The organism is Pseudomonas sp. FW300-N2F2, assembly GCF_017351655.1.
GTDB lineage: Bacteria > Pseudomonadota > Gammaproteobacteria > Pseudomonadales > Pseudomonadaceae > Aquipseudomonas > Aquipseudomonas fluorescens_AA.
The window spans coordinates 2821800-2843858 of the sequence record NZ_JACNDQ010000001.1; the positions used below are offsets into that span (position 1 = coordinate 2821800).

The 22059-nt window shown below is 62.2% G+C and carries 18 protein-coding genes and 2 pseudogenes; 10 read left to right on the plus strand and 10 right to left on the minus strand.

Going from position 1 to position 22059, the window contains the following annotated elements; all coding sequences use genetic code 11:
* Positions 1 to 19 precede the first annotated feature (19 nt).
* The 7 genes from J4E63_RS12195 to J4E63_RS12225 all read right to left on the minus strand — a co-directional run bounded on the left by J4E63_RS12195 (position 20) and on the right by J4E63_RS12225 (position 6680).
* On the minus strand, positions 20 to 931 hold the full coding sequence (locus J4E63_RS12195; RefSeq protein ID WP_060742137.1) for a LysR substrate-binding domain-containing protein: 912 nt from the start codon (positions 929 to 931) through the stop codon (positions 20 to 22).
* A 212-nt stretch (positions 932 to 1143) separates the two neighbouring features.
* Positions 1144 to 2346: an NAD(P)/FAD-dependent oxidoreductase gene (locus tag J4E63_RS12200; protein ID WP_207282115.1), complete on the minus strand. Its 1203-nt coding sequence runs from the start codon at positions 2344 to 2346 to the stop codon at positions 1144 to 1146.
* Positions 2347 to 2582: 236 nt separating this feature from the next.
* Complete coding sequence (locus J4E63_RS12205) at positions 2583 to 2957, minus strand: response regulator transcription factor (RefSeq protein ID WP_207282116.1); 375 nt, start codon at positions 2955 to 2957, stop codon at positions 2583 to 2585.
* Positions 2958 to 3106: 149 nt separating this feature from the next.
* A complete protein-coding gene (locus J4E63_RS12210; RefSeq protein ID WP_207282117.1) occupies positions 3107 to 3925 on the minus strand; it encodes a helix-turn-helix transcriptional regulator in 819 nt (272 codons plus the stop codon).
* A gap of 5 nt (positions 3926 to 3930) precedes the next feature.
* Positions 3931 to 4470: a kinase inhibitor gene (locus J4E63_RS12215; protein WP_207282118.1), complete on the minus strand. Its 540-nt coding sequence runs from the start codon at positions 4468 to 4470 to the stop codon at positions 3931 to 3933.
* A 102-nt stretch (positions 4471 to 4572) separates the two neighbouring features.
* Positions 4573 to 5232 (minus strand): response regulator transcription factor, encoded by a 660-nt coding sequence (locus J4E63_RS12220; RefSeq protein ID WP_207282119.1) that lies wholly within the window; start codon positions 5230 to 5232, stop codon positions 4573 to 4575.
* Positions 5229 to 6680: an ATP-binding protein gene (locus J4E63_RS12225; protein WP_207282493.1), complete on the minus strand. Its 1452-nt coding sequence runs from the start codon at positions 6678 to 6680 to the stop codon at positions 5229 to 5231. Before J4E63_RS12225 ends, J4E63_RS12220 begins: the two co-directional genes overlap by 4 nt.
* A gap of 470 nt (positions 6681 to 7150) precedes the next feature.
* Here J4E63_RS12225 and J4E63_RS12230 point away from each other — a divergent pair, with 470 nt between their 5' ends.
* Positions 7151 to 8092: a LysR family transcriptional regulator gene (locus J4E63_RS12230; RefSeq protein WP_310650706.1), complete on the plus strand. Its 942-nt coding sequence runs from the start codon at positions 7151 to 7153 to the stop codon at positions 8090 to 8092.
* A 26-nt stretch (positions 8093 to 8118) separates the two neighbouring features.
* Here the strand turns inward: J4E63_RS12230 and J4E63_RS12235 are convergent, their stop codons facing one another.
* Positions 8119 to 9129 (minus strand): GlxA family transcriptional regulator, encoded by a 1011-nt coding sequence (locus tag J4E63_RS12235; RefSeq protein WP_207282495.1) that lies wholly within the window; start codon positions 9127 to 9129, stop codon positions 8119 to 8121.
* A gap of 205 nt (positions 9130 to 9334) precedes the next feature.
* Here J4E63_RS12235 and J4E63_RS12240 point away from each other — a divergent pair, with 205 nt between their 5' ends.
* The 5 genes from J4E63_RS12240 to J4E63_RS12260 all read left to right on the plus strand — a co-directional run bounded on the left by J4E63_RS12240 (position 9335) and on the right by J4E63_RS12260 (position 15192).
* Positions 9335 to 10342, plus strand: coding sequence for an ABC transporter substrate-binding protein (locus tag J4E63_RS12240; protein WP_207282120.1), 1008 nt, complete (start codon positions 9335 to 9337; stop codon positions 10340 to 10342).
* A gap of 111 nt (positions 10343 to 10453) precedes the next feature.
* Positions 10454 to 11446 (plus strand): helix-turn-helix domain-containing protein, encoded by a 993-nt coding sequence (locus tag J4E63_RS12245; RefSeq protein ID WP_207282121.1) that lies wholly within the window; start codon positions 10454 to 10456, stop codon positions 11444 to 11446.
* A 69-nt stretch (positions 11447 to 11515) separates the two neighbouring features.
* Positions 11516 to 12448, plus strand: coding sequence for a transporter (locus J4E63_RS12250; protein ID WP_207282122.1), 933 nt, complete (start codon positions 11516 to 11518; stop codon positions 12446 to 12448).
* 12 nt (positions 12449 to 12460) lie between these two features.
* A complete protein-coding gene (locus J4E63_RS12255; protein WP_207282123.1) occupies positions 12461 to 13717 on the plus strand; it encodes an MFS transporter in 1257 nt (418 codons plus the stop codon).
* A 17-nt stretch (positions 13718 to 13734) separates the two neighbouring features.
* The gene (locus J4E63_RS12260; RefSeq protein ID WP_207282124.1) at positions 13735 to 15192 is read left to right on the plus strand and encodes an amidase; all 1458 of its coding nucleotides are present in this window, start codon (positions 13735 to 13737) and stop codon (positions 15190 to 15192) included.
* A 287-nt stretch (positions 15193 to 15479) separates the two neighbouring features.
* Here J4E63_RS12260 and J4E63_RS12265 read toward each other — a convergent pair whose 3' ends face one another.
* A complete protein-coding gene (locus tag J4E63_RS12265) occupies positions 15480 to 16967 on the minus strand; it encodes an aldehyde dehydrogenase family protein (RefSeq protein ID WP_207282125.1) in 1488 nt (495 codons plus the stop codon).
* A 627-nt stretch (positions 16968 to 17594) separates the two neighbouring features.
* On the opposite strand from J4E63_RS12265, the pseudogene J4E63_RS31255 reads away from it, so the two are divergent.
* Both J4E63_RS31255 and J4E63_RS31260 read left to right on the plus strand, forming a co-directional pair.
* A pseudogene (locus tag J4E63_RS31255) lies at positions 17595 to 17837 on the plus strand (PAS domain-containing protein); the annotation flags it as partial.
* Positions 17838 to 17942: 105 nt separating this feature from the next.
* Positions 17943 to 18134: pseudogene (locus J4E63_RS31260) on the plus strand (methyl-accepting chemotaxis protein); the annotation flags it as partial.
* 124 nt (positions 18135 to 18258) lie between these two features.
* Here J4E63_RS31260 and J4E63_RS12275 read toward each other — a convergent pair.
* Positions 18259 to 19587, minus strand: coding sequence for a hypothetical protein (locus J4E63_RS12275; RefSeq protein WP_207282127.1), 1329 nt, complete (start codon positions 19585 to 19587; stop codon positions 18259 to 18261).
* A 291-nt stretch (positions 19588 to 19878) separates the two neighbouring features.
* Between J4E63_RS12275 and J4E63_RS12280 the strand changes: the two genes are divergently transcribed.
* Both J4E63_RS12280 and J4E63_RS12285 read left to right on the plus strand, forming a co-directional pair.
* Positions 19879 to 21378, plus strand: coding sequence for an APC family permease (locus tag J4E63_RS12280; RefSeq protein ID WP_207282128.1), 1500 nt, complete (start codon positions 19879 to 19881; stop codon positions 21376 to 21378).
* Entirely contained in the window at positions 21323 to 21943 is a 621-nt protein-coding gene (locus J4E63_RS12285; protein WP_207282129.1) for a DUF3156 family protein, read from the plus strand. Before J4E63_RS12280 ends, J4E63_RS12285 begins: the two co-directional genes overlap by 56 nt.
* Positions 21944 to 22059: the final 116 nt, after the last annotated feature.

Here is a 22059-nt window from a genome sequence, read left to right on the forward strand (position 1 = left end):
GTGTCTGGCCTGCCGTGGCTCAAGGCAGCCATTGCTTGAACTGCTCCTTGCAATAGTCGACAAACAACTGCGCCGGTTTGGTGAGGTGCGCGCGCTTGAGCCAGCCTGCCACCAGTGCCGAACCGGTCACGTCCTCGGCGATGTCGACGCACACCAGGTGTTGCCCATCGTAGGTGCAGGTGGAGTGCGGGCGGGTCACCAGTACGGCAAAACCAAAGGACTGGCCGACCATGCCCCGCACCATCTCGATGGACGGCGAGCTGAAGACAATGTTGGGCGTCAGGCCCAGCTCCTCGAAGATGCTCACGAAATAGGTGCGACTGGGCTGCACGTCCAGCAGGATCATCGGTTCGAGGGCCAGGTCGCGCAGCGATACCTGGGCCTGGTCGGCGAAGCGATGCCCCGCCGGCAACAACGCGTAGGGGCGTTGCGGCGCCGTCAGCGCTTCGGTCTCGATGGTACTGTCGAGGTCGTGTTCATAGAAAATCGCCAGGTCGAAACGCCCCCCCGTGAGGCCTTGCACCAGCTCCTGTTGCTCGCCATCCTGCACGCGGATTTCCACCCCCGGGAAGCGCTCGCGAAAGCCCGCGATCAGCCGCGGCAGGTAGAGTGGGGCGACGGTTTCGAAACAGCCGATGTCGATCTGCCCGCTGACCACATCGTTATCGGCCAGCGCGTTCTGCTCGAACTCCCGGGCCATGCGCAACAGCTCCTGGGCCTTGCGATAGAAGCGCGCGCCGCCGGGCGTCAGCGATACCCCCTGGGCGTGATGCCGAATGAGCAATTGCACACCGAAACTGTCTTCCAAGCCCTTGATGGCGGAGGCGATCGACGGCTGGGCGATGTACAGCTTGCGAGAGGCTTCGGCGACGCTGCCACATTCGACGGTGGTGACGAAGTACTTCAGCTGACGCAAGGAATAGGACGCCACGGCACACCTCGATCCGGATGATTTCTGCCTACCTTACCTTGTGCACGGAGGCTGGTGGGCGAGCATTGATACGGATTTTGCTGGGCAGTGACGATATTCAGGCTGGCTTGGTGAAGAGCGCCGGAAAAAAACGCCTGCCCAAGGATCGTTGGCAGGCGTCTGGGAAAGACCGGCGCAGAAAGGAGGGACTGGCCGGGGGGCGGAAACGGGTTTCAGGCTACCGGGATCAACGGGTCGGCGGCGGCCAGGGCGGTTGCGCGATCAGCCGCGGGCGGGTAGATCCACACCGTGTTGATCTGGGTCTTGAGCTCCTTGGCTTCCTGCCCGACCAACTTGAGCTGGCGATCCCAGCCTTCGGTGTACACCCCGCCCCAGGCACCCAGGTCCAGGCAGGTCACATACTTGGGTTGGCTGTAGGCCATCGGCGCGACGCCCAGCAAGTCGGCCGCGACGTTGTTGCCGGCATAGCGGCCCAAGGCGATGGCGTGCTGGCAGGACATCGCCGCATAGTTGCCCAGCGTGTCGGTGGCGGCGTAGGCCACGTCACCGCTGGCGAATATGTCGTTCTGGCCCAGGACTTTCAGGTTGGCATCGACGTGCAGGCGACCCTGGCGATCGCGGGTAGCGGGTACCTGCTGGGTCAACGGACTGGCGCGGAACCCAACGGTCCAGATCACGGTATGGGACTCGATACGCTGGCCGCTCGACAGGGTGACGCCACCGGCATCCACCGATTCGACCGAGGCGTTGAGAATCCACTCGATACCCAGGTGTTCGGACGCTTCGACAATGGATGGGCTTATGCCGTCGCCCAACGCTGCGCCAATCTGCGGCCCGCGATCCACCACGATGACCCGGATGTCCGCATCCTCGCCGAGGACGGCGCGCAGGCGTGCGGGCATTTCGGTGGCGGTTTCGATCCCGGTAAAGCCGCCACCGGCCACCACCACGGTGTTGCGGGCCGGGCTGTCCGGCAGATTTTTCAGCGACTTGATATGGGCTTCGAGACGGCTTGCCTGCTCGATTTCATCAACGTCGAAGGCATGCTCGATCATGCCCTCCAGGTCGGGGCGAACCAACTGGCTGCCCGCCGCGAGCACCAGTCGGTCATAGCCCAGGGTGCCCTGGGTACCGAACACATCCACATAGCCCACCCGTTTGTTGTCGACATCGATACTGCTCGCCGAGCCTTGTACGAATTTCACGCCGACCGCGTCGAACAGACTACCCAGCGGCGCAGCCATGGTGTGGACGTCCGGCTCGTAGAAACGAGGACGAATGCGCAGTTCAGCCTGGGGGGCCAGGACGCTGATCTCCACGTCATGACGATCGTGTTGGTCCAGCAGCCGGGCCGCGCTCAATGCGCTCCAGACCCCGCCGAAACCTGCGCCAACAACCAGAATACGTTGTTTCATGATGAGCTCCCGAAGACAAAATCGATACGTTGAATTGTTTAACTGTTTCAGCGTGACCGTGTCGCGAAGTACTCCAAAATCGCCTGGCTGCAATGAGTTGCCATCGAGCACATTCAGTTTCGGTTCGCTGTAGGGAAGCTTATTGGCAGGACCTGTTTTTGACACTTCTACATAAGGTCATCGCGCCTATGCCTGGGTAGGGGGGATCTATACGAAGGTATGAGGGCGCGACGCAGTCAAGCAGACCGGGCCAGTACCGATTCGATGCAGGCGATCAATTCGGCGCAGTCGAAGGGTTTCGGGAAAAACGCCACCGGCTCGGGCGTACCGGCGCTGATACGGGGGGGCACGCCAGGGTATCCGGTGATGAAGATGATCGGGGGATGAATGCCCAGGGTCGATAGTCGATCGTACATCTGAATGCCCGTCATGCCAGGCATTTGAATATCCGATATCAGGCACGCCGTGTTTTCAAGTTCGCTGGAAGATAAAAAATCCAAGGCGCTGGCATATGTTTTAACCCGATATCCGTGGGAGCGTAACAAACCATCCAATGCAATTCGAACTGACTCATCGTCATCAATGATTGAAATGATTGCAGTGCTGGACATGTCGATACCTGGAGTTTGATATCAGGTAGCCATAAAGGCGCCCGTGTCACTGCAAGATACGCTGTCCAATGGCCCCGCCAAGTATACGTGTGTATGAACTTTCCAGCGTGTCGCGGGGCAACGACAGGGAGGGAACCTCACCGGAATGCTTAAATCGCTGCCCGCAGTTCACGTGGCGACAGGCCATAGTGTGAGCGAAAGCGCACGGCAAAACGTGAGGCCGAGGCGTAACCGCAGGCACCGGCAATTTCACCGATGGGACGAGACGTTGTTTGCAACCATTGCAATGCTGTCGCCAGTCGAACGCCCTCCAGAATGCCCCGGAAACTGTCCCCCTCATTCGCCAGTTGGCGACGCAACGTCGACTCACCCAGGTTAAGTTGCTGGGCAACGCTCGCCACCGTCCAGTCTCTCTCCGGGCTGCCCATCACCATCTGCTGCACACGTTCGCAAATTGGATCGTTGCGACCCATCAGCAGGGGGCCGATCTGGCCACCAAGGCACAGGCTCAGAAGAACCGCTTCCCCATAGAGCGTGCGTAATGCGTCCGGCGCGCTCCCATTGATAGCGGCCAGCAGCTGATTCCATGCCTGTGTTGTGTGCTTGTCCAGAGGGACGCATAGATCGGTCTTCAGTGCACCGCGACGGCTCATGATCTGTTGGCTGTATCGGCTGCTGAAGTTACGCAGTGTCGAGAGGGGAAAAGTGATCGCATCGGCGATGTAGTGACCGTGAGGGCCGGGGAAGTTCGAGATACCAAGCTCGCGTCCGGCCGGCATCAGAATCAGATGTTGCGGCCCCGCGCGCATCTCCCGGTCATCCCATTGCAACAGTTTCTCCCCCTGTCGCACTCGACACAGGGTGGTCACGAACACCGGTACCCTTGATAAGGTAAGGGGCTGTCGCGCCTGTATGACACACGCATCGATAATGTTTTCCCGGTGCTGTATGCCGTCACAAGGGCGCATCGTTTTTAACGTCCGTAAGTTGAAGTGATCGTCGCTTTGGCCAGGACGTTGGCATTGAGCATGTACCCAACCAAGGCGCCACTGGCCTCACCGTCGAGTGGCAGTTTATCGACTTTCAATGCCCATACGGTGAATTGATAGCGATGGGGCTTATCCCCTACAGGTGGGCAAGCCCCGCCAAATCCTGGCTGGCCATAATCGGTTCGCCCTTGTACTGCACCGGCAGGCAGGTTCGCTCCCACTCCACTTGGCAAGCTATTGGTAGAAGTGGGTAAGTTAACCACCGTCCAATGCCACCAACCGCTACCCGTCGGGGCATCGGGATCATAGACCGTGATCGCGTAGCTTTTAGTCCCAGCGGGAGCGTTTGTCCAGGAAAGCTCAGGGGACGTGTTGCCACCTTCACAACCGAAGCCTTGGAACACTTCGCGGCTGGTCAGCGGACGGTTGTCAGCAATATCCCGGCTGGTCAGTGAGAAGTCGGCAGCGTATCCACTGAATGCTACGGCCATGGTGAGTGCAGGCAGGATTGACCTGATGTTCATCGTGATTCCATCTGGGGCTTGAAGTGAAGCTCGAGTCTAGGATGAACAAAGAGTGGTTACTGTGCCGAAACGCTCGGCCAAAGTGCCGAAATGCTCGATTGACTATCGGCCTGTGTCAGCCAGACGCCATTCCAGCACCTGGGCCATGCGCACCAGATCAGCAAACGAGTGCGCGCACATCTTGCGCATGGCCTGGCCACGGTGAATCTTGACCGTGATTTCACTCAAACCCAGTTCCCCGGCGATCTGTTTGTTCATCAGGCCTGACACCGCCAGCGCCATGACCTGCCGCTCCCGGGGCGTCAAGGTGGTGTAGCGGTCAAGCACTTGCTGATGGCCGCGTTCGGCGTCGCGCCGCTGGCGGTCCTGGTGATGGGCGGCGGTCACGGCGTCGATCAGGTCTTGTTCGCGGAACGGTTTGGAGAGGAAATCCACGGCACCGGCCTTCATCGCCCGCACGGTCATGGCGATGTCACCGTGACCGGTCATGAACACAATCGGCAGTTGAACGTTGGCTGCAGCCAGCTCCCGTTGGCAATCCAGGCCGCTGGTGCCTTGCAGGCGCACATCCAGGACCAGGCAACTGGGTTGCTCGGGCCTGGAATGGTTCATGAACTGCGCGACCGAACCGAACAGATGGACCTGCAAGCCGATGGAACGCAGCAGGCTGCCGAGGGATTGGCACAGCGGTGCGTCGTCATCAACGATATAGACGATGGGGGCGTTGTCGATAATCGGGCTTGAGGGCTGTATGGAGGTCATTGCCCGCTTCCCGACAGAGCGGTGCACGTGAGCCGCGGCAGCGCGAACCTGAACGAGGTGCCTTGGCCGACCTCGCTGGTTGCCCAGATCCTGCCGTCATGGAAGTCGATAATGGACCGGCAGATGGAAAGGCCCATGCCCAGGCCGTTTTCCTTGGTGGTGAAAAACGCATTGAACAAGGACGGCAGGTCCTCGGGGGCAATGCCGGTTCCGTGGTCAGTCACCTCCAGCAGCACTTCGTCACTCTCGGTCCAGGTGCGTATGCGCAGGGTTCGTGCGTGTACCTTGACCCCGTCCATGGCGTGACAGGCATTGATGATCAGGTTGATGATCACTTGCTGCAGTTGCACCCGGTCTGCGCTGACCTGGCCCTCGGTCGCTGCCAGGTCCACCTTGACCCGGACTTTATGATGAGCCAGTTGCTGCTGGACCAGGTTCAGGGTCTCGCGGACGATGTCGTCCAGTCGCTCGGGCTGGCGCAACGGGTCGCACTTGCGCGACAGCGCCCTGATACCGCTGATGACCTCGCTGGCGCGACAGCCGTTGGCGACGATTCGGTCGAGGCAATCCAGGGCTTCCCCGAGATCGGGTTGCGGGCGTTTGAGCCAGCGGCGACAGGCCTCGCCGCTGCTGGTGATAGCCGTCAGTGGCTGGTTGACCTCGTGGGCAATGGACGCGGCCATTTCCCCCAGGGAGGTCAAGCGAGTGACGTGGGCCAGTTGGCTCTGGGCGCGAAACAACGCGTCTTCGGCCTGCTTGCTGGCAGTCACGTCCATGAGTGCGCCGAGATACTGGAAACGGCCATGCTGGACGAGCAGGGGGCTGGCGATCATATGGATGTGCTTGATGCGCCCATCAGGCATCAGCAGCCGCAGCTTGACCTCGATCTGCGGTTCGCCAGCGGCGGCCTGTTGGAAAATCCCGCGTGCCAACTCCAGGTCTTCAGGATGGGTGCGCTCCAGCATCATCGACACCGTTGGCGTCTTGCTGGGCGGGTACTCGAAAATCCGTGCCGACTCCTCCGACCAGGACAACGCTTGTCGATCACCGCGAAAGCCCATGCTGCCGGTCTGGCTCAGGCGCTGGGCGCCGGTCAGGTAAGCCTCGTTGTGCCGCAGGCTGTCGGAAGCCTGCTTGCTGCGCAGGGCCAGGAAAGCAATGGCGGACAGCGCGGTCAGGCAGCGGAAGAAGCCGGTGGTCGATTCCCAGCGGTGATAGCCGCCGTTGTAGAGGAACATCGCGGTGAGCAAGCCCATGCACATCAGCGCGACGGTGATCACCAGATTGATGGAGAACAGGTTGGCGGCCATCAACAACAAGGTGATGTACAGCAGGGTCGGCGCCAGGTCGGAATGGGTTTCGGAGTTGATGATGACAATGCCGCAGGCCACCACCAGGCCCACCGCCCAGCCGAGGGCGTTCACCAGTGGGTGGGTGCTGATCCCCATCGACGGTCGAGGCCCGCTCTGGCTTGGGCTGTATCGAAGGCTGTCATAGACGTTCTTGAGCATCGCGGAGGGTAGGGGCACGCTGGCAGACCTTTGGTTTTTTACGTGGTCTCGCTCTGGGATGTCGGGGCGACAGAGCATCGGTTCGTATCTTAGAAGCGCCGCTTTGCCTGAGGTAGGACATAAAACCCTGAAATCCCGCCAAGCCGTGCCAAGGAGAGGGGGCCGCTGCGCAGCCCGGCGGGAGCAAGCTCCCTCGCCACAAAGGCGGTGTTCGCCTGGGCCTGGATATATACCGAAGTATCGATGACGTTGCCCAAAGGGTGAGTCGAGTGTCCCCACGTACAACAGACCTGGCGCGCCTCGGGGATTACGCTTTCAACACCTCGTCGCCGTAGGCCTTGATGGAGGACGCAGGCGATGTTCTTGTCCACTCCCGACTCAATGGCCTGGCGCCTGAGGCGACGACTATGATGAACAGAAATGACCTGCGTCGTGCTGACATCAATCTGCTGGTGGTCTTCGAAACCATGATGCACGAGCGAAATGTGACCCGCGTCAGCGAAAAGCTGTTTCTCGGCCAGCCAACGATCAGCAGTGCCCTGGCGCGCTTGCGGTTGATGTTCGATGATCCCTTGTTCATCCGTTCGGGGCGGTTGATGGAACCGACCTCCCGGGCGCGGGAAATCTTCTCTAACCTGTCCCCGGCCCTGGACGGCATCGCCGCCGCCTTGAGTCGCTGCCAGGCGTTCGAGCCGGCCACCAGCGAGGCGACCTTCCATATCGGCCTTTGCGATGACGTCGAGTACGCCCTGCTGCCGGAGCTGTTGCGACGCCTGCGGGTCGAGGCACCGGGCACCACCTTGGTGGTGCGCCGGACCGATCAATGGCAGGTCTCCCAGCTGTTGGCCAGTGGCGAGATTTCCCTGGGCATCAGCCCGACGCTGGAGCTGCCGGCCAATGCCCGGCGCAAGACCCTGCGGCCGATTCGACCGATGCTGTTGCGCGCCGATTCGCAGCCCGGCGAGCTGACCCTGGACGAATTCTGCCGTCGGCCTCATGCCGTCGTATCGTCCATGGGCAATGTCATCGACGATTCAGACCGCGCGTTACGCCTGATGGGCCGACAGCGCCGGGTGGTGTTGACCGTGCCGCAGTTCAGCGCCTTGCCCGTGCTGTTGGCCCAGAGCGACATGATTGCCATCGTGCCGGATTACGTTGCCCAGGCGATGGCCGGGGTGACCGGCATGCGGGCGCAAGCGGCCCCGATCTGCTTGCCCCGGCACGAGCTTTCCATGGTCTGGCGCGGTGCTTCGCACAATGATCCGGGGGAGCGTTGGTTGCGTTCCCGTTGCTGCGCGCTGCTGGCCGAACAGGTCGACCCTCAGGAGCAATCCAGGCGAGTGGCCTGACGGACAGTTGCGCAAGGGTTTCGCACTCAGCGAGAAAACCGGCTGCGGTACTCCCGGGGGGATATCGAGAGATGGCGCTGAAACGTGTGGCGCATTCGTTCCTCGTCACCGAAACCGCAGGATCGGGCGATCTGGTCGATGTTGCGCGGGGAGTCTTCGAGCATTCGACGCGCGGCTTCAAGGCGGAACATCTCGATGGCTTTGGCCGGGGTTCGGCCGGTCTGGCGTTTATAGACCCGGGCAAAATTGCGCGGGCTCATCCTGGCCTGGCGGGCCAGCCGTTCGACGGTGAGGTTGTTGTCGCCCAGGTGCTCGGAAATCCACACGTGCAGTTCATCGAAGCCGGCGCTCTCTTGCATCTGCAATTGCAACAGTTGGCTGAACTGCGCCTGCCCGCCGGGGCGCTTGAGAAACACCACCAGCTCACGGGCCACCTGCAAGGCCACATCGCGACCACAGTCGGCTTCGACCAATGCCAGGGCCATGTCGATGCCGGCACTGACACCGGCCGAGGTCCACACGTTGCCCTGCTGGATGAAGATCGCATCGAGGTCCACCTCAACCGCTGGGAAACCGCTCTTGAGCATCTCGCACATGGCCCAATGGGTGGCGGCCCGGCGTCCGTCCAGCAAGCCGGCCTGGGCCATGAGAAAGGTGCCGCTGCACACCGATGCGGTGCGCCTGGCCTGGACCGAGGCCTTGCGCAGCCAGTGCACCAGGTCGACACAGTCGATCATCGCCTGCCGAATGTCCGGTGCACCGGGGACGATCAGCGTGTCGATGAGCGTCCCGTCGAGCTCATGCAGGGCACGGGTGTCCACGACCAGGCCTTCGGCGCTTTGCATCAACCCGCCAGCCAGGCTCGCGGTGTGCATGGCGTAGCCGGGCAGGCCGCGCTCGGTCATGGCTTTGGTGGCGGCCCAGAACACGGTCTGGGCCCCGGTCAGGTCCAGCAAACCCATCTGCGGGTAGGCCAGGAATACCAGGGTGCGCGGTTGGGAAACGGACTCGGCGGCGATGCCGATATCCAGGCTCATCTCGTTCATGTTCGCTTCGCGCAGGTGTTCGTCAGGGGAGGTCTGCAAGGTTATCAAGGGAACGTACCCGTGAGGGCGATTTCATGGGCTCGGATGCCGAACATTTAGGTGCTATTGATATGCTATTAAGGTATTTAAATTAATATTCTTATAGCTTTAAAGTCGTTGCCTTCAGTCTTTCACCTACTGTGAGGTTCATCAGACCATGGCTTTCAAGCGTTCTGCGCGCACCTTGTTGGTTTCCCTGGCGGCCACTGCGCTGCTCAATCCCTTGGCCCACGCCGAGGGCAAGATCAGCATCGCCCAGCAATTCGGTATCGGCTACCTGATCCTGGATGTGGTGCGTGACCAGCAGCTCATCGAGAAGCATGGCAAGGCCCAGGGCCTGGATATCAAAGTGGACTGGAACAGCATTTCCGGCGCGACGGCGATGAACGAGGCCTTGCTGACCGGCGCCCTGGATGTGGTGTCGGCGGGCGTTCCGCCGATGCTGACGATCTGGGATCGGACCCGCGGCAAGCAGAACGTCAAGGCCATCGCCTCGTTGGGGTCGATGCCCAACTACCTGCTGACCAACAACCCGAACGTGAAGAGCCTCAAGGACTTCACCGACAAGGACCGGATCGCTGTCCCGGCGGCGGGTGTCGGATTCCAGTCGCGCACGTTGCAGATCGAAACCGCCAAGGTGTTCGGCAACGATCACTTCAAGAAATTCGACGACATCTCGGTCAGCCTTCCGCACCCGGATGCGACGGCGGCGCTGATCGCCGGCCAGTCGGAGATCAATTCGCACTTCTCCAGCCCACCGTTCCAGTACCAGGCACTGCAAAACCCCAATGTGCACAAGGTGCTCAGTTCCTATGATGTGCTGGGCGGGCCGGCGACGTTCAACGTGCTCTACACCACGGAAAAATTCCACGACGAAAACCCCAAGACCTACAAGGCGTTCTACGATGCCTTGGTGGAGGCGCAAGGCATCATCAAGGCCGACAAGCCTGCCGCTGCCCAGACCTACATCCGCGTAGAACAGTCCAAGTTGCCGCTGGCGCTGGTGGAAAAAATCGTCAACGACCCCGAAATCGACTTCACCGTCGTTCCGCAACGCACCTACATCTATGCCGAAAAACTGCATGAACTGGGCGTGTTGAAAAACAAGGCCGACAGCTGGAAGGACTATTTCTTCGAAGAAGCCCATGCCGACGCCGGCAGCTGAATCCGGGCCGGTTATCCGTTTTCGGCACAATTGTACGACCGGTCCACGGGGCGGAATGGAACTTGCCTGAGCTTTGACCCATAAGCCCTGGAATCATCAAAGGTCGGGTCAATGAACAATGACAACATGGCGCAGCCAGCGGTCTCGTCGGATGGGTTGCCGATGCTGCCGATCAATCGGTTCCGTACCACGGACATCGACGAGCACGCCCGCAACATGGGGGGCTGGCAGGTCTGCTATGACCAGTTGACCCCCGGTCGCTTCGACGGCGAGTTGATCGAGTTCCGCTCGGATTGGATGCAGTTGGTGCGCGACCGCTCTAATCAGGCCCTGACCAAGCAAGGCATGGCCTGGGAGGGTGCCATCACCTTCAGCGTGCCGCTGAGTGCGGATGGGCCGGTCTTTTGCTCCGGGCACCCGATTGTCGAACCCAGCCTATTGGTCGCCCATGGGCATAACCTGCCTGAGTTGCGCACGCCCCAGCATCTGGATCTGCTCGGTGTCGCCATCGACGAGCAGGCGTTGGAGCATGTGCTGGAGCGACAAGGCAGTCGCTTTCGAATTACCGATCTTCCCAAGTGTTACCGTCTTGGCAACTCGACGCTGCCCGCCGAGCTTGCGGCGTTGTTCGATGAGCTTGAAGGGGGCGAGCAGGGGCGTGATTCGTTGCTGGGGTACGAGTCGATTCGCCGGGGCCTGCGGGACACGGTGATGTTGCACATACTGGAACTGGTGGCGCCGGACGAAGCACCGCCGCTCAGTCCCACGGCGCGCAAACGCATGGTCGACCGCGCCCGGGAGTACGCCCTGTCCCATGTCGATGAGCCGCTGTCGATCCTCGACCTGTGCAATCACATCGGTGCCAGCCGACGCAAATTGCAGTATTGCTTCCAAGAGACCCTGGGCATCAATCCGGTGGCTTATCTGCGGGCGTTGCGCCTCAATGCGGTGCGCCGTGAGCTGCGCAATGGCGATCAGGTGCTGGGTGTGCAGGAGGTGGCGGCACGCTGGGGGTTCTGGCATTTGAGCCGGTTTTCCAGTGATTACCGAACCCTGTTTGGCGAAACCCCGTCACACACCTTGCGTCGCACGCATCTGTGCTGAAAACGGATAACGGCTGACCGGCCGGCTCCCTAGGATGACCCCAACACCACATGGTCGGAGGGGCATTCGATGTACCAAAACAAAAAAACAAACGTCTGGCACTGTACGTGGTTAACCCTGGGGCTGATCGGTGCCTGCACCGCTGCCCATGGCACCGAAAACGGCGCGCCGACCACGGCGGTCGGGGTCTATGATTTCGGCGCGGGCATGATGCCGCCGGCCACGCCCTTTGGCACCGTCGGCCTGCGTACAGCGTTCTATTCGGCCAACGTGCAGAAGGATCGCCACGGCAAGTCTGTGGACAACAATTTCTCTTTGGATGTCTTGTCCATCGGCGTCGCCTACATGCGCATGACCGATTACACCGTGCTGGGTGCCAAGTATGGCTTCGGCGCCGTCGTGCCGTTCTTCCAGATGGACGCGTCGCTGCAGGTGCAGACGCCTGTCGGCCCGCTGGACCTGGAAGCCGATCCGTTTCGCATGGCTGACATGCAGGTATTGCCGGTGATCCTGCAGTGGACGCTTTCGCCGAACCTGTTCGTCAATGCCCAGTTCCAGATCCAGGCCCCCACCGGCGACTACGACAAGGATCGCTTGATCTCGCCGGGTCTCAACCACTGGACCTTCTCGCCGATCCTCAACGCCACGTACATCTCCGACAGCGGCTTCGAGGTGTCTTCGAGCTTTGAAGCCGACATCAACACCCGCAACCACGCCACCGACTACAAGAACGGCGTCGAGTACCGTCACGAATTTGCCGTGGGCCAGCACGTCGGGCCATGGACCTTGGGCGTGGGCGGGTACTACTACCGTCAGTTCACCGATGACGACGCGCCGGGGCTGGAAACTGGCAATCGCGCCCGGGTGCTGGCCGTCGGGCCGGCGGTGAGCTACTTCAAGCCCGGCATTCCACCGGTGTGGCTGCATGTCTACAAGGAGCTCGATGCGCGCAACCGCGCCGAGGGCTATACCGCGGCGCTGCGTATTTCCCACAGTTTCTAGAAGGGGCTCGTCATGAACCAATCAAGTTCCGTTTCAACGGCGGCCACCCCGTCGCGCCAGGCCAGTTGGCGCGAAGGCGGGGTGCTGATGCTGGGCAGCAGCCTGACGATCATGGGCGCGGTGATGGTCACGCCCATCCTGCCCCGGTTGGGTGCCGAATTCGGTCCCTTGGAACCGCGCGCCGATCTGCTGGTGCCGTTGGCGATTACCGGTCCGGCCCTGGCGATTGCCGTGTGCGCGCCGTTGGCTGGCTGGTTGGCCGACCGGGTGGGACGCAAGGCGTTGCTGGTGATTGCCACGGTGCTCTACGCCTTGCTCGGCGCCTTGCCGGCCCTGCTCGATAGCCTGCCTTCGATTGTCGGTGTGCGGCTGTTGTTCGGGTGCACGGAGGCGGCGGTGATGACCTGCTGCGCGACGCTGATCGCCGACTATTGGCAGGGCGAGGAGCGACTGCGCTACGTCAACCGGCAGGTGGTGACCATCGGCCTGGTGGGGGCGCTGTTTTTTGTGGTGGGCGGTGTGCTCGGGGAGCACTCGTGGCGGGCGCCATTCCTGTTGTATCTGCTGCCACTGCTGCTGGTGCCGGCCATGATGAAAGTGCTCTGGGAACCGCCGGTGGCGAAGCGGCAGAAGGTCGAGCAGCGCGTCGATGAGTCGGCTCCGGCCAAGGTCGCCGTGCTGCCACTGCTGGTCGGCTACCTGATGATCCTGGGCGGCATGGTCTTGACGTTCATCATGCCGATCCAGGCGCCGACGCTGTTGGTCAGCTTGGGCATCACCTCCAGCACGATGATCGGCCTGGCGGCGGGACTGAGCCTGTTGGCGACCTTGGGTGGTTCGCTGATGTGGCCGTTGCTGCGCCGTCGTTTCGGCATCGCCGGTTGCAACGCATTGTTGCTCGGCCTGATGGGCCTGGGGCTGTGGTTGCTGATGCGCGGGCAAAGCTACAACGCTGTGCTGGTGGCGGTGTTCATCCAGGGCCTGGGGGCCGGGTTGCTGGTGCCCAACGTGATGGCGCCGGTGATGAATGCCTTGACCGCCAGCACCCGCGGCAGGGGCTTGGGCGGGTTTACCTCGTGCCTGTACATCGGCCAATTCGTCAGTCCGCTGGTGGTGGCGTTGGTGGTTGTCTTCGCCGGTGACCTGCGTCACGCCATCCAGTGGCTGGCCCTGGCCAGTTTTGCCTTGGCACTGCTCTGGGTCATTGCCGGCCTGCGCGCACGGGGCCAGGGGCAGGCGAGCACCGTCGGATCACATCAATCGTCGTGACATAAGGAATCTGAAACATGGGTATGCAAGACATCCACCATTTGATGGACAGTGAAGACGCCACGGCGCTGGCTGAGTGGGTCAGGCGTGGCGAAGTCCAGCCCGGCGAATTGTTGGAAACCGCCATCGAGCGGCTGGAGCGGGTCGAGCCGCAGCTCAATGCGGTGGCCGAGCGCTTGTACGATTCGGCCCGGCAAGCAGCGCGCACGCCACAGGTTGGCCAGGGCCTGCTGGCCGGTGTGCCGACCTTGATCAAAGACCTGTTTTCGCCGGTCCACGGCGCGGCGATGACCAACGGCTCGCGTGCACTGGGCGACTTCCGGGCGGATTTCGAATCGGAAGTCGTGACGCGCCTGCGCCGTGCCGGATGCCAAGTGATGGGCACCAGCACTTCGCCGGAGTTCGGCACGTCGTACTCCACCGAGTCCGCGCGCTTTGGTGCCACCCGCAACCCTTGGAGCAGCGAGCACAGCGCCGGTGGCTCCAGCGGCGGCGCGGCGGCGTTGGTGGCGGCCCGCGTGGTGCCGTTCGCCCATGGCAACGACGGCGGCGGTTCATTGCGGGTGCCGGCGTCTTGCTGTGGTGTGTTCGGGTTCAAGCCCAGCCGTGGCCTGATGCCGTCGGGGCCGATAGTGGGCGAGGGCTGGGCGGGGATGGGCACGCCCCATGCGATTACCTTGTCGGTGCGTGACAGTGCGGCGCTGCTGGACGCCACCGCCGGGATGGACCTGGGGGCGCCCTATGCCGCGCCGGTCCAGGCGTTGCCGTATGTGATGGCGGTGCAGGCCGATCCCAAGCCGTTGCGCATTGCCCTGGTCGAACAGCTCGGCCCTTGGCCTACCGCGCCGCAAAGTCTCCAGGCCGTGGGCGAGGCGGCCCGGTTGTGCGAGGCCCTGGGGCATCGTGTCGAACCGGTGAACCTGCCGGTGGGGTTGCTGGAGTTTCTCGACCACGTGTTCACCATCATTGGCGCCAGCTCTCGTCACTATGTCGACCTGCTGGGCCAGATGCGTGGGTTTGCCGTGCAAGCGGAAGAACTGGAGGTGCGCACCCGGATCATCTTGCGGGACAAGGGCAACGTCAGTGGCGCCCAATATGCCGCGGCAGTGGAATGGATTCATGCCCTCGGCCGGCAGTTGGCGGTGTTCATGCAGGATTACGACGTGATCCTGACCCCGGTCCTGACTCGCGAGCCGGTGCTGATTGGCGAGCTGGACCTGCAGGATGTGTGCATGAGCCTGGATCAACTGATCGAGCGCTACCACAGCTATTCGCCGTTCACCGCGCTGTTCAATGCCAGCGGCCAGCCGGCGATGTCAGTGCCGTTGTCCTGGAGCGCCAATGGGTTGCCGATGGGGGCGCATTTTGCCGGGCGTTTTGGCGAGGAAAACACCTTGCTGGCCCTGGCCGCCCAACTGGAACGCGCCCAACCCTGGCGCGGCCGAGTCCCAGCGGTCAACGCCTGCCGGCGGTGAAAACTGTGGGAGCGGGCTAGCTCGCGAAGGTGTTGTGTCAGTCGGCATCATCGTTGCTGACGCTCCGCTATCGCGAGCAAGCTTGCTGCCACAAAGGGGATTTGTGGTGGTTGTGGATGCCTTGGACGACCCGGAAAAAACTGTGGGAGCGAGCTTGCTCGCGATGGCGTAGTGTCAGTCGACATCATCATTAACTGACGGTCCGCTATCGCGAGCAAGCTCGCTGCCACAAAGGGGATTTTGGCTGGGTAGGGCTCTGGGGTGTCGCTCCAGAGCCCTTTTGTTGCTCAGTAGCGGATCATCACCGATTTCAGTTCGGTGTAGTCGTCGATGAATGCACTGCCGAATTCACGGCCCACCCCGGAAGACTTGCTGCCACCAAAAGGCACGGCCGGGTCGAGCAGGGTGTGCATGTTCACCCATACCGTGCCCGCTTCGATGGCGGGGACCATGCGCAGGGCCTTGCCCAGGTCGTTGGTCCAGAGGCTGGCGCTCAGGCCGTAGGGTGTGTCGTTCATCAGTTCCAGCAGTTCCTCCTCAGTGTCGTAAGGAAAGAACGTGGCGATCGGGCCGAAGGTTTCTTCGTTGAGCAAGGCGTCGTCGCGGCGATTGGCGAGGATGATGGTCGGCTCGACGTAGCAACCCGGCCCATCGATCAGCTTGCCGCCGTGGATGATGGTGTTGTTCTGCGCGCGGGCCTTGGCGAAGAATTCCGCGAGTTTGTGCTGGTGCTGGCGGTTGGTTACCGGACCGAATTCGGTGCGTTCGTCCAGGGGCGAGCCGATGGTGAGTTTGCCCAGGCGCTGGGCCAGTTTGTCCATGATCGACTCGATCTGCGAACGGTGGACGAAGAACCGTTCCGCCGCCGCGCAGATTTGTCCCGAATGCAGAAAACCCGCCTCGATGATGCCGTTGACGGCCACCTCGGAGTCGATGTCACGCAGGAACCCCGCCGCATTCTTCCCGCCCAATTCCAGGGTTGCCCGGGTCAACCCGGCCCCCATGGCGGCCTGGCCCACCGCCAGGCCGGTGGGCACGGAACCGGTGAATGAAACCTTGTTGGTGCCCGGGTTTTCGATCAGCCCTTTGCCCACCTGGCCGCCGCCCGTCAACACATTCAGGGCCCCGGCCGGCAGGCCGGCCTCCATGGCCAGTTCGGCGATGCGCAGAATGGTCAGGGGGGTGAACTCGCTGGGCTTGATGATGACGCTGCAACCGGTCACCAGGGCTGAGGCCAGTTTCCAGATGGCGATCATGGTGGAAAAATTCCACGGCACGATACCGACCACCACCCCAACCGGTTCGCGCAAGGTGAACGCGGTGTAGCGTTCGCCAGCGAAGGAGGGCAACGAGGGCGTGATCGTCTCGCCATTGATCTTGGTCGCCCAGCCGGCGTAGTAACGCAGGAAGTGCGCGGCCTGGTCGACTTCGAAGGCCCGCGAGATGTGAATGATTTTCCCCGACTGGCAGGTTTCGATCTGCGCCAGCTCTTCGCGGTTGCGCTCCAACAGGTCCGCCAGCTTGAGCAGCACATGGCCGCGCACCGCCGGCGCGGTTTGAGACCACTGCTTGAAGCCGCGACGGGACGACTCCACCGCCGCATCGATATCGCTGGGGCTGGCGTCGCTGACCTGGGCGATGACCTGGCCGGTGGCGGGGTTGACCACGTCCAGCGTCTGGTGGCTCTGGCTTTCGACATAACCTCCGTCGATGAACAGGGCGTGGCGTCGACCGAGAAAGGCTTCGACCTGAGGCAGCAGGGCAATATCGCTCATGAGGGTTTCCTGATCGCGAACAAGGGAAAGCCCGAGAGTAATCCCGGCACGACCGCCCGGCTTGACTGTGCCTGCCGCGTGCTATGTCTGTGGCTGCCAGCCCGTGGGGCTGGCAGCCAGGAGCAAGGCCCGTGCAGGCAGGGACAAGCCAGCCTGGCCGGTTTGCGACCAGATCCGGTTTCGACTTGATAGGCAAAGGGGCGGGCGATGTTTCTCCAGACCAACAAACAGAAACTGGCGTTGATCGCACAGGTGCAGCGTGTGCTGGCCGGCGAAACGGAGGGCACGCCGACGCTCGACGCTTATCCGCCACTGCGGACCGTCCTTGAGCAGTATGCGCGGCAGATGGCGAACACCACTGCGCAGTTGCACCAGGCCGAGGCACAGGTGGAGGCGCAAACCCTGCGCTGGCAGCACAGCGAGCAGGCGTTGCACCAGGCTCGCCAGCAATTGGAGCAAGCCCGCGAGCGCGAGCAGGTGCTTGAGCGTCGTCTGGGCGAACACGACCAGCAGCTGCAGCAACATCGCCAGGATGCGCAGATCTGGGAGCTGCTGCAGTCGACCCTGACGGAAGGTTGCTGGGACATTACCGTGGTCGACGGTGATCTCCAGCACCCGGCCAGTGCCATGCGTTTTTCCAGTCAGTTCCGGTCGCTGCTGGGTTACGGGCCCGACGACTTGCCCGATGGCTGGGATGCCCAGGTTGGCATCACTCACTCGGATGACCTGTCAAAGATCATGGCCATTTTCGACCGGGAGATCCTCGGTCCCCAGGGCAGCGGTGAATATGTCTTCGAATACCGCATGCGCCACAAGCGCCGGGATTACATCTGGTGCCGCGAGCGCGGGCGGGCGGTACGCGACCCGCACGGGCAACTGGTCCGGGTCATCGGTGCGGTGCGTGATATCAGCGATGAGCGCTCGGCCCAGTCCACCCATCAGCGCATGCTGGAGCAGAACCAGGTGACCTACGCCCAGATTGCCACGGTGGTAGGAGTGATCAAGGGCATCGCCGACCAGACCAATCTGCTCGCCTTGAACGCCGCGATTGAAGCGGCCCGGGCCGGTGAGGTCGGGCGCGGCTTCTCGGTGGTGGCCGATGAGGTGCGCAAGCTGGCGCAAAGCACCCGGCAGGCGACCCATCAGATCCAGACCATGCTGCACCAGCACAGATAAACAAGGTAATCGCTACCCCGTAGGAGCTGACGAGCGGAGCGAGGCTGCGATCTTTCCCCCGGCACTTGAGTCCCAAGGGAAAGATCAAAGGATCACAGCCTGCGGCAGTTGGCTGTCAGAACGGAACCGCCACCACCAACTGGCTGTAGACGTTGGTGCCGTTGCCGCCGACCTGATTGCCACCGTTGTCCGCATCCTTCTGCGGCTTGTACAAACCTACCAGCGGCGTGACGATCAGGTGTTCGTTCACCGCCCATTCCACATACAGGTCCAGTTCCTGCGCGTCGAGGTTCAACGCTTGGCGGCCGTGCAGGGTCTGGTAGTCGAAGAACAGCGCACCAAGGGTCACGGTTTCTGCGGGTTTGAGCTTGAGGCCGACGTGCTGGATGGCGGTGTTGCTGTTGAACGGGCCGGCATAGTTGCCCGCCACTTCACCCTGGAACCAGGTGCCATAGCCGCGGCTCTGGCCGTTGAACATCGAGTCCCAGTCTTTGGAATAACGGCTGTAGCGATAAGTCAGGTCCGGCGTCCAGGGCAGGTCGGCGAAGGTGTAGCCGGCTTCGGCGTACCAGGCTTTCTCCGGGCCCGCGTCTTTGTCCTGCCAAGCGTACTCGAAGGCGAAGTGGGCATTTTCGATGCCAGCATTGCCGGCGCCGCGCAGGCTGTAGATGTCCATGCCTTCGCGTTGCTTCTGGAAATCGCTGGCGTAGCGGTCATCGACATCGATGCCATGGATATAGGTCAGCCCCAGGGTGCCAGGCGCCGCGGTGTATTCCAGGGTGCCGGCAGCCATTTCGGTGTTGGCCTGGGCGCGGTTGTCGGATTTGAGCCACATCAGGCTGCCATGCACGCCTTCCTTGCCGCCCAGGCGCAGCACGGCGGTCTCGTCGAAGGCATGTCGGGCCGCCAGGTAATAGGCGCCACCGCGGTTGAACTCGCCATCGGCCACGCCTTTGCCCAGGTTCAGGCCATCGTCGTTGATGATGAAACCATCGCCGAGGGTAATCACTTGGCGGCCGTAGGACAGGTCGACCCCGTCCTTGCCCAGTGCCGGGAACAGATCCCCCGAACGCCAGCCGGCAAAGGCTTCGTCGAACTTCGTGGTGCGTTCGGAGCCATCGCTCAGGCCGGCCGCATCGCCGTCGCCCCAGCTTCCGGAGCTGACCAGGTTGGCCGTCCCGTAGACACTGCCCAGGCCGCCGAGTGTCTGGTCGATACTCAGGCCATACTTGATGAAGCCTTCGCGCCAGCTCGAACCACCGGCGGTGCCGTCGTAGTTCTTGCGGCTGTTGAACAGCCCGTAGACAGCCAGGAAGTTGCCGGTGACGGTGGTGTCTTCGTCGGCGTAAAGCTCATAAGCGTGAGCCGATGAATCGGCGACCAGCAGGGCGATGCCCAAGCCGATGGCATTGCGCAGCAAAGGTGTACGGCGTGTGTGCTCCATGGTGGATTCCCCAGTGTGATAGGACAGCAGAGCGCGCATTAAAGGGAGCGGCACCCGGGGAAGTCTTTCACCTGCCTGCCATGGAGTTGATCCAGGCCGCCAGCGTGGCAGCGTTGGCAGGCAGCAACAAAACCGGCGGCAGACACGGGCAAGACGCCCGGGGCGGGGCGGCGCAGAGTAAGGCTGCACGCAACGCCGTTTCGATCAGGGACCGGTTGGGGAAGGCATGATCGCCGGCTCCTGGACGGCTGTGGCATCCATACTAAAAATCCGCTTTCGAGGATCTGCACGATGTCGATCAATGACAGGCTCACCGAGCACTTGAACCGGGGTTCGGTGGGTTTTCCCACTGCGTTGGCCAGCACCATTGGCCTGATCATGGCAAGCCCCGTGATTCTCACCGCGACCATGGGCTTTGGCATCGGCGGCAGCGCCTTTGCCTTGGCGATGCTGATCGCCGTGGTGATGATGCTGGCCCAGGCGACGACGTTCGCCGAGGCAGCGTCGATTCTTCCGACCACCGGCTCGGTCTATGACTACATCAACTGTGGCATGGGGCGTTTCTTCGCGATCACCGGCACCTTGTCGGCCTATCTGATTGTCCATGTGTTCGCCGGTACCGCCGAAACCATCCTGGCCGGCGTCATGGCCCTGGTGAACTTCGAACACCTCAACACCCTGGCCGAATCGGCCGGCGGTTCCTGGTTGCTGGGCGTGGGGTTCGTGGTGGTGTTCGGGGTGCTCAATGCGTTCGGTGTCAGTGCTTTTGGCCGGGCCGAAATCATCCTGACGTTCGGCATGTGGACCACCTTGATGGTGTTCGGCGTGTTGGGCCTGATCGCCGCGCCGGCGGTGGAGCTGGAGGGCTGGTTTGGCGCGTCCGTGGTGGGCACCGATCTGGTCACGGTGCTGTCGCTGGTGGGCATGGCCATGTTCATGTTTGTCGGCTGCGAATTCGTCACGCCGCTGGCGCCGGACCTGCGCCACTCCGCCCGGACCATGCCTCGGGCGATGATGCTGGGCTTGTTCAGCGTTGCCACCTGCATGTTCATCTACGGCGCGGCGATGAAGCGCCAGGTGGAAAACGTGTTGCTCGATGCCACCAGCGGCGTGCATCTGCTGGACACCCCCATGGCGATTCCACGGTTCGCCGAACAGGTCATGGGCGATATCGGCCCGATGTGGCTGGGCATTGGTTTTCTGTTTGCCGGTGCGGCGACCATCAACACCCTGATGGCCGGCGTGCCACGGATTCTCTATGGCATGGCGGTGGACGGCGCGTTGCCGAAGGTCTTCACTTATCTGCATCCACGCTTCAAGACGCCGCTGGTGTGCATCCTGGTGGCGATGCTGATTCCTTGCCTGCATGCGCTGTGGCTGGGCGGCAATCCCGACAACATCATGCACCTGGTGTTGGCCGCGGTGTGCGCCTGGAGTTTTGCCTACCTGTTGGTGACCGTGTCGGTGGTCAGCCTGCGGATTCGTCGCCCTGATCTGCCGCGGGCCTATCGCTCGCCGTGGTTCCCGTTGCCACAGATCCTGTCCAGTGTCGGCATTCTGCTGGGCATGTGGTTCATCACCCCACCCGGCATGAATCCGGCGGACATCTACGTGCCCTTCGCGGTGATGCTCGGTGGCACCGCGGCGTACGCCTTGTTCTGGACCCTGGTGGTGCAGAAGGTCAATCCATTCAAGCCAGCGTCGGTGGAAGACGTGCTGGCCAAGGAGTTTTCCCATGAGCCAGGGCAACCTGCGGGCGAGTTTATCGACCCTGCTGCAAAAACTGTCTGAGTTGTTCGGCACCCAGCGCGCCCCGGCCGGTTATCGGCCCGGGGTGACCCTGGAGCAACTGCGGCGCAACCTCGCATTGGCACGATTCGAGGTCGCAGGCCCGGCCATGGCCACGGTAGTTACCGACGACGGCAGCTTGCACTTGGAGATCGTCGAACGCACCGAGTCGCAGTTGTTGATGCACTTGGTGATGACCGAGTTCGTCCTGCGCGTGCCTGCTTCCCGAGAGGGCACGGCACGCCTGGAACTGCACCACGGCGGGGCTCTGCGGCGCAGCGGCATTCGTTGCCGGCAGCGGGACGGGCGCAGTGACCTGGCGGCCCGGTTGCAGGCGGCCGTGGAGACGGATCCTGCGTTGTATCAGGCTCTCATGCCGCTGGATTTCAAACGGCTGCGCATCGATCTGCAGGGGCGCCAGTGGTGCGTGCGCCTGGAACACATGGGCGGTAGCGAAGTGGTCAATCGCATGCCGGCCTTTCGACGTTACATCCCGTTGAGCCGCGAGCAGCGCGGCGCCTTGCTGGCAACCTTGAGCGGCCTGCAGCGGGTGCTGGCAACGCTCTGATCCTGTTGAGCTGTCCTGGCATCATTCCTGCTACTGCTCTGGCGATCAGGTACTTGTTGCGCGTATATAGATAACATGTTAACTATTGCCGCACAAAAACAAAAAGCCACTGCGGA

Coding starts and splice junctions, on each gene's coding strand:
- J4E63_RS12215 (WP_207282118.1), bottom strand. CDS start 4,470: ATGAACATCAGGTCAATCCTGCCTGCACTCACCATGGCCGTAGCATTC.
- J4E63_RS12210 (WP_207282117.1), bottom strand. CDS start 3,925: ATGCGCCCTTGTGACGGCATACAGCACCGGGAAAACATTATCGATGCG.
- J4E63_RS12285 (WP_207282129.1), top strand. CDS start 21,323: ATGAGCCAGGGCAACCTGCGGGCGAGTTTATCGACCCTGCTGCAAAAA.
- J4E63_RS12205 (WP_207282116.1), bottom strand. CDS start 2,957: ATGTCCAGCACTGCAATCATTTCAATCATTGATGACGATGAGTCAGTT.
- J4E63_RS12235 (WP_207282495.1), bottom strand. CDS start 9,129: ATGAGCCTGGATATCGGCATCGCCGCCGAGTCCGTTTCCCAACCGCGC.
- J4E63_RS12245 (WP_207282121.1), top strand. CDS start 10,454: ATGAACAATGACAACATGGCGCAGCCAGCGGTCTCGTCGGATGGGTTG.
- J4E63_RS12250 (WP_207282122.1), top strand. CDS start 11,516: ATGTACCAAAACAAAAAAACAAACGTCTGGCACTGTACGTGGTTAACC.
- J4E63_RS12240 (WP_207282120.1), top strand. CDS start 9,335: ATGGCTTTCAAGCGTTCTGCGCGCACCTTGTTGGTTTCCCTGGCGGCC.
- J4E63_RS12220 (WP_207282119.1), bottom strand. CDS start 5,232: ATGACCTCCATACAGCCCTCAAGCCCGATTATCGACAACGCCCCCATC.
- J4E63_RS12230 (WP_310650706.1), top strand. CDS start 7,151: ATGATGAACAGAAATGACCTGCGTCGTGCTGACATCAATCTGCTGGTG.
- J4E63_RS12265 (WP_207282125.1), bottom strand. CDS start 16,967: ATGAGCGATATTGCCCTGCTGCCTCAGGTCGAAGCCTTTCTCGGTCGA.
- J4E63_RS12280 (WP_207282128.1), top strand. CDS start 19,879: ATGTCGATCAATGACAGGCTCACCGAGCACTTGAACCGGGGTTCGGTG.
- J4E63_RS12255 (WP_207282123.1), top strand. CDS start 12,461: ATGAACCAATCAAGTTCCGTTTCAACGGCGGCCACCCCGTCGCGCCAG.
- J4E63_RS12260 (WP_207282124.1), top strand. CDS start 13,735: ATGGGTATGCAAGACATCCACCATTTGATGGACAGTGAAGACGCCACG.
- J4E63_RS12200 (WP_207282115.1), bottom strand. CDS start 2,346: ATGAAACAACGTATTCTGGTTGTTGGCGCAGGTTTCGGCGGGGTCTGG.
- J4E63_RS12225 (WP_207282493.1), bottom strand. CDS start 6,680: ATGGGGATCAGCACCCACCCACTGGTGAACGCCCTCGGCTGGGCGGTG.
- J4E63_RS12275 (WP_207282127.1), bottom strand. CDS start 19,587: ATGGAGCACACACGCCGTACACCTTTGCTGCGCAATGCCATCGGCTTG.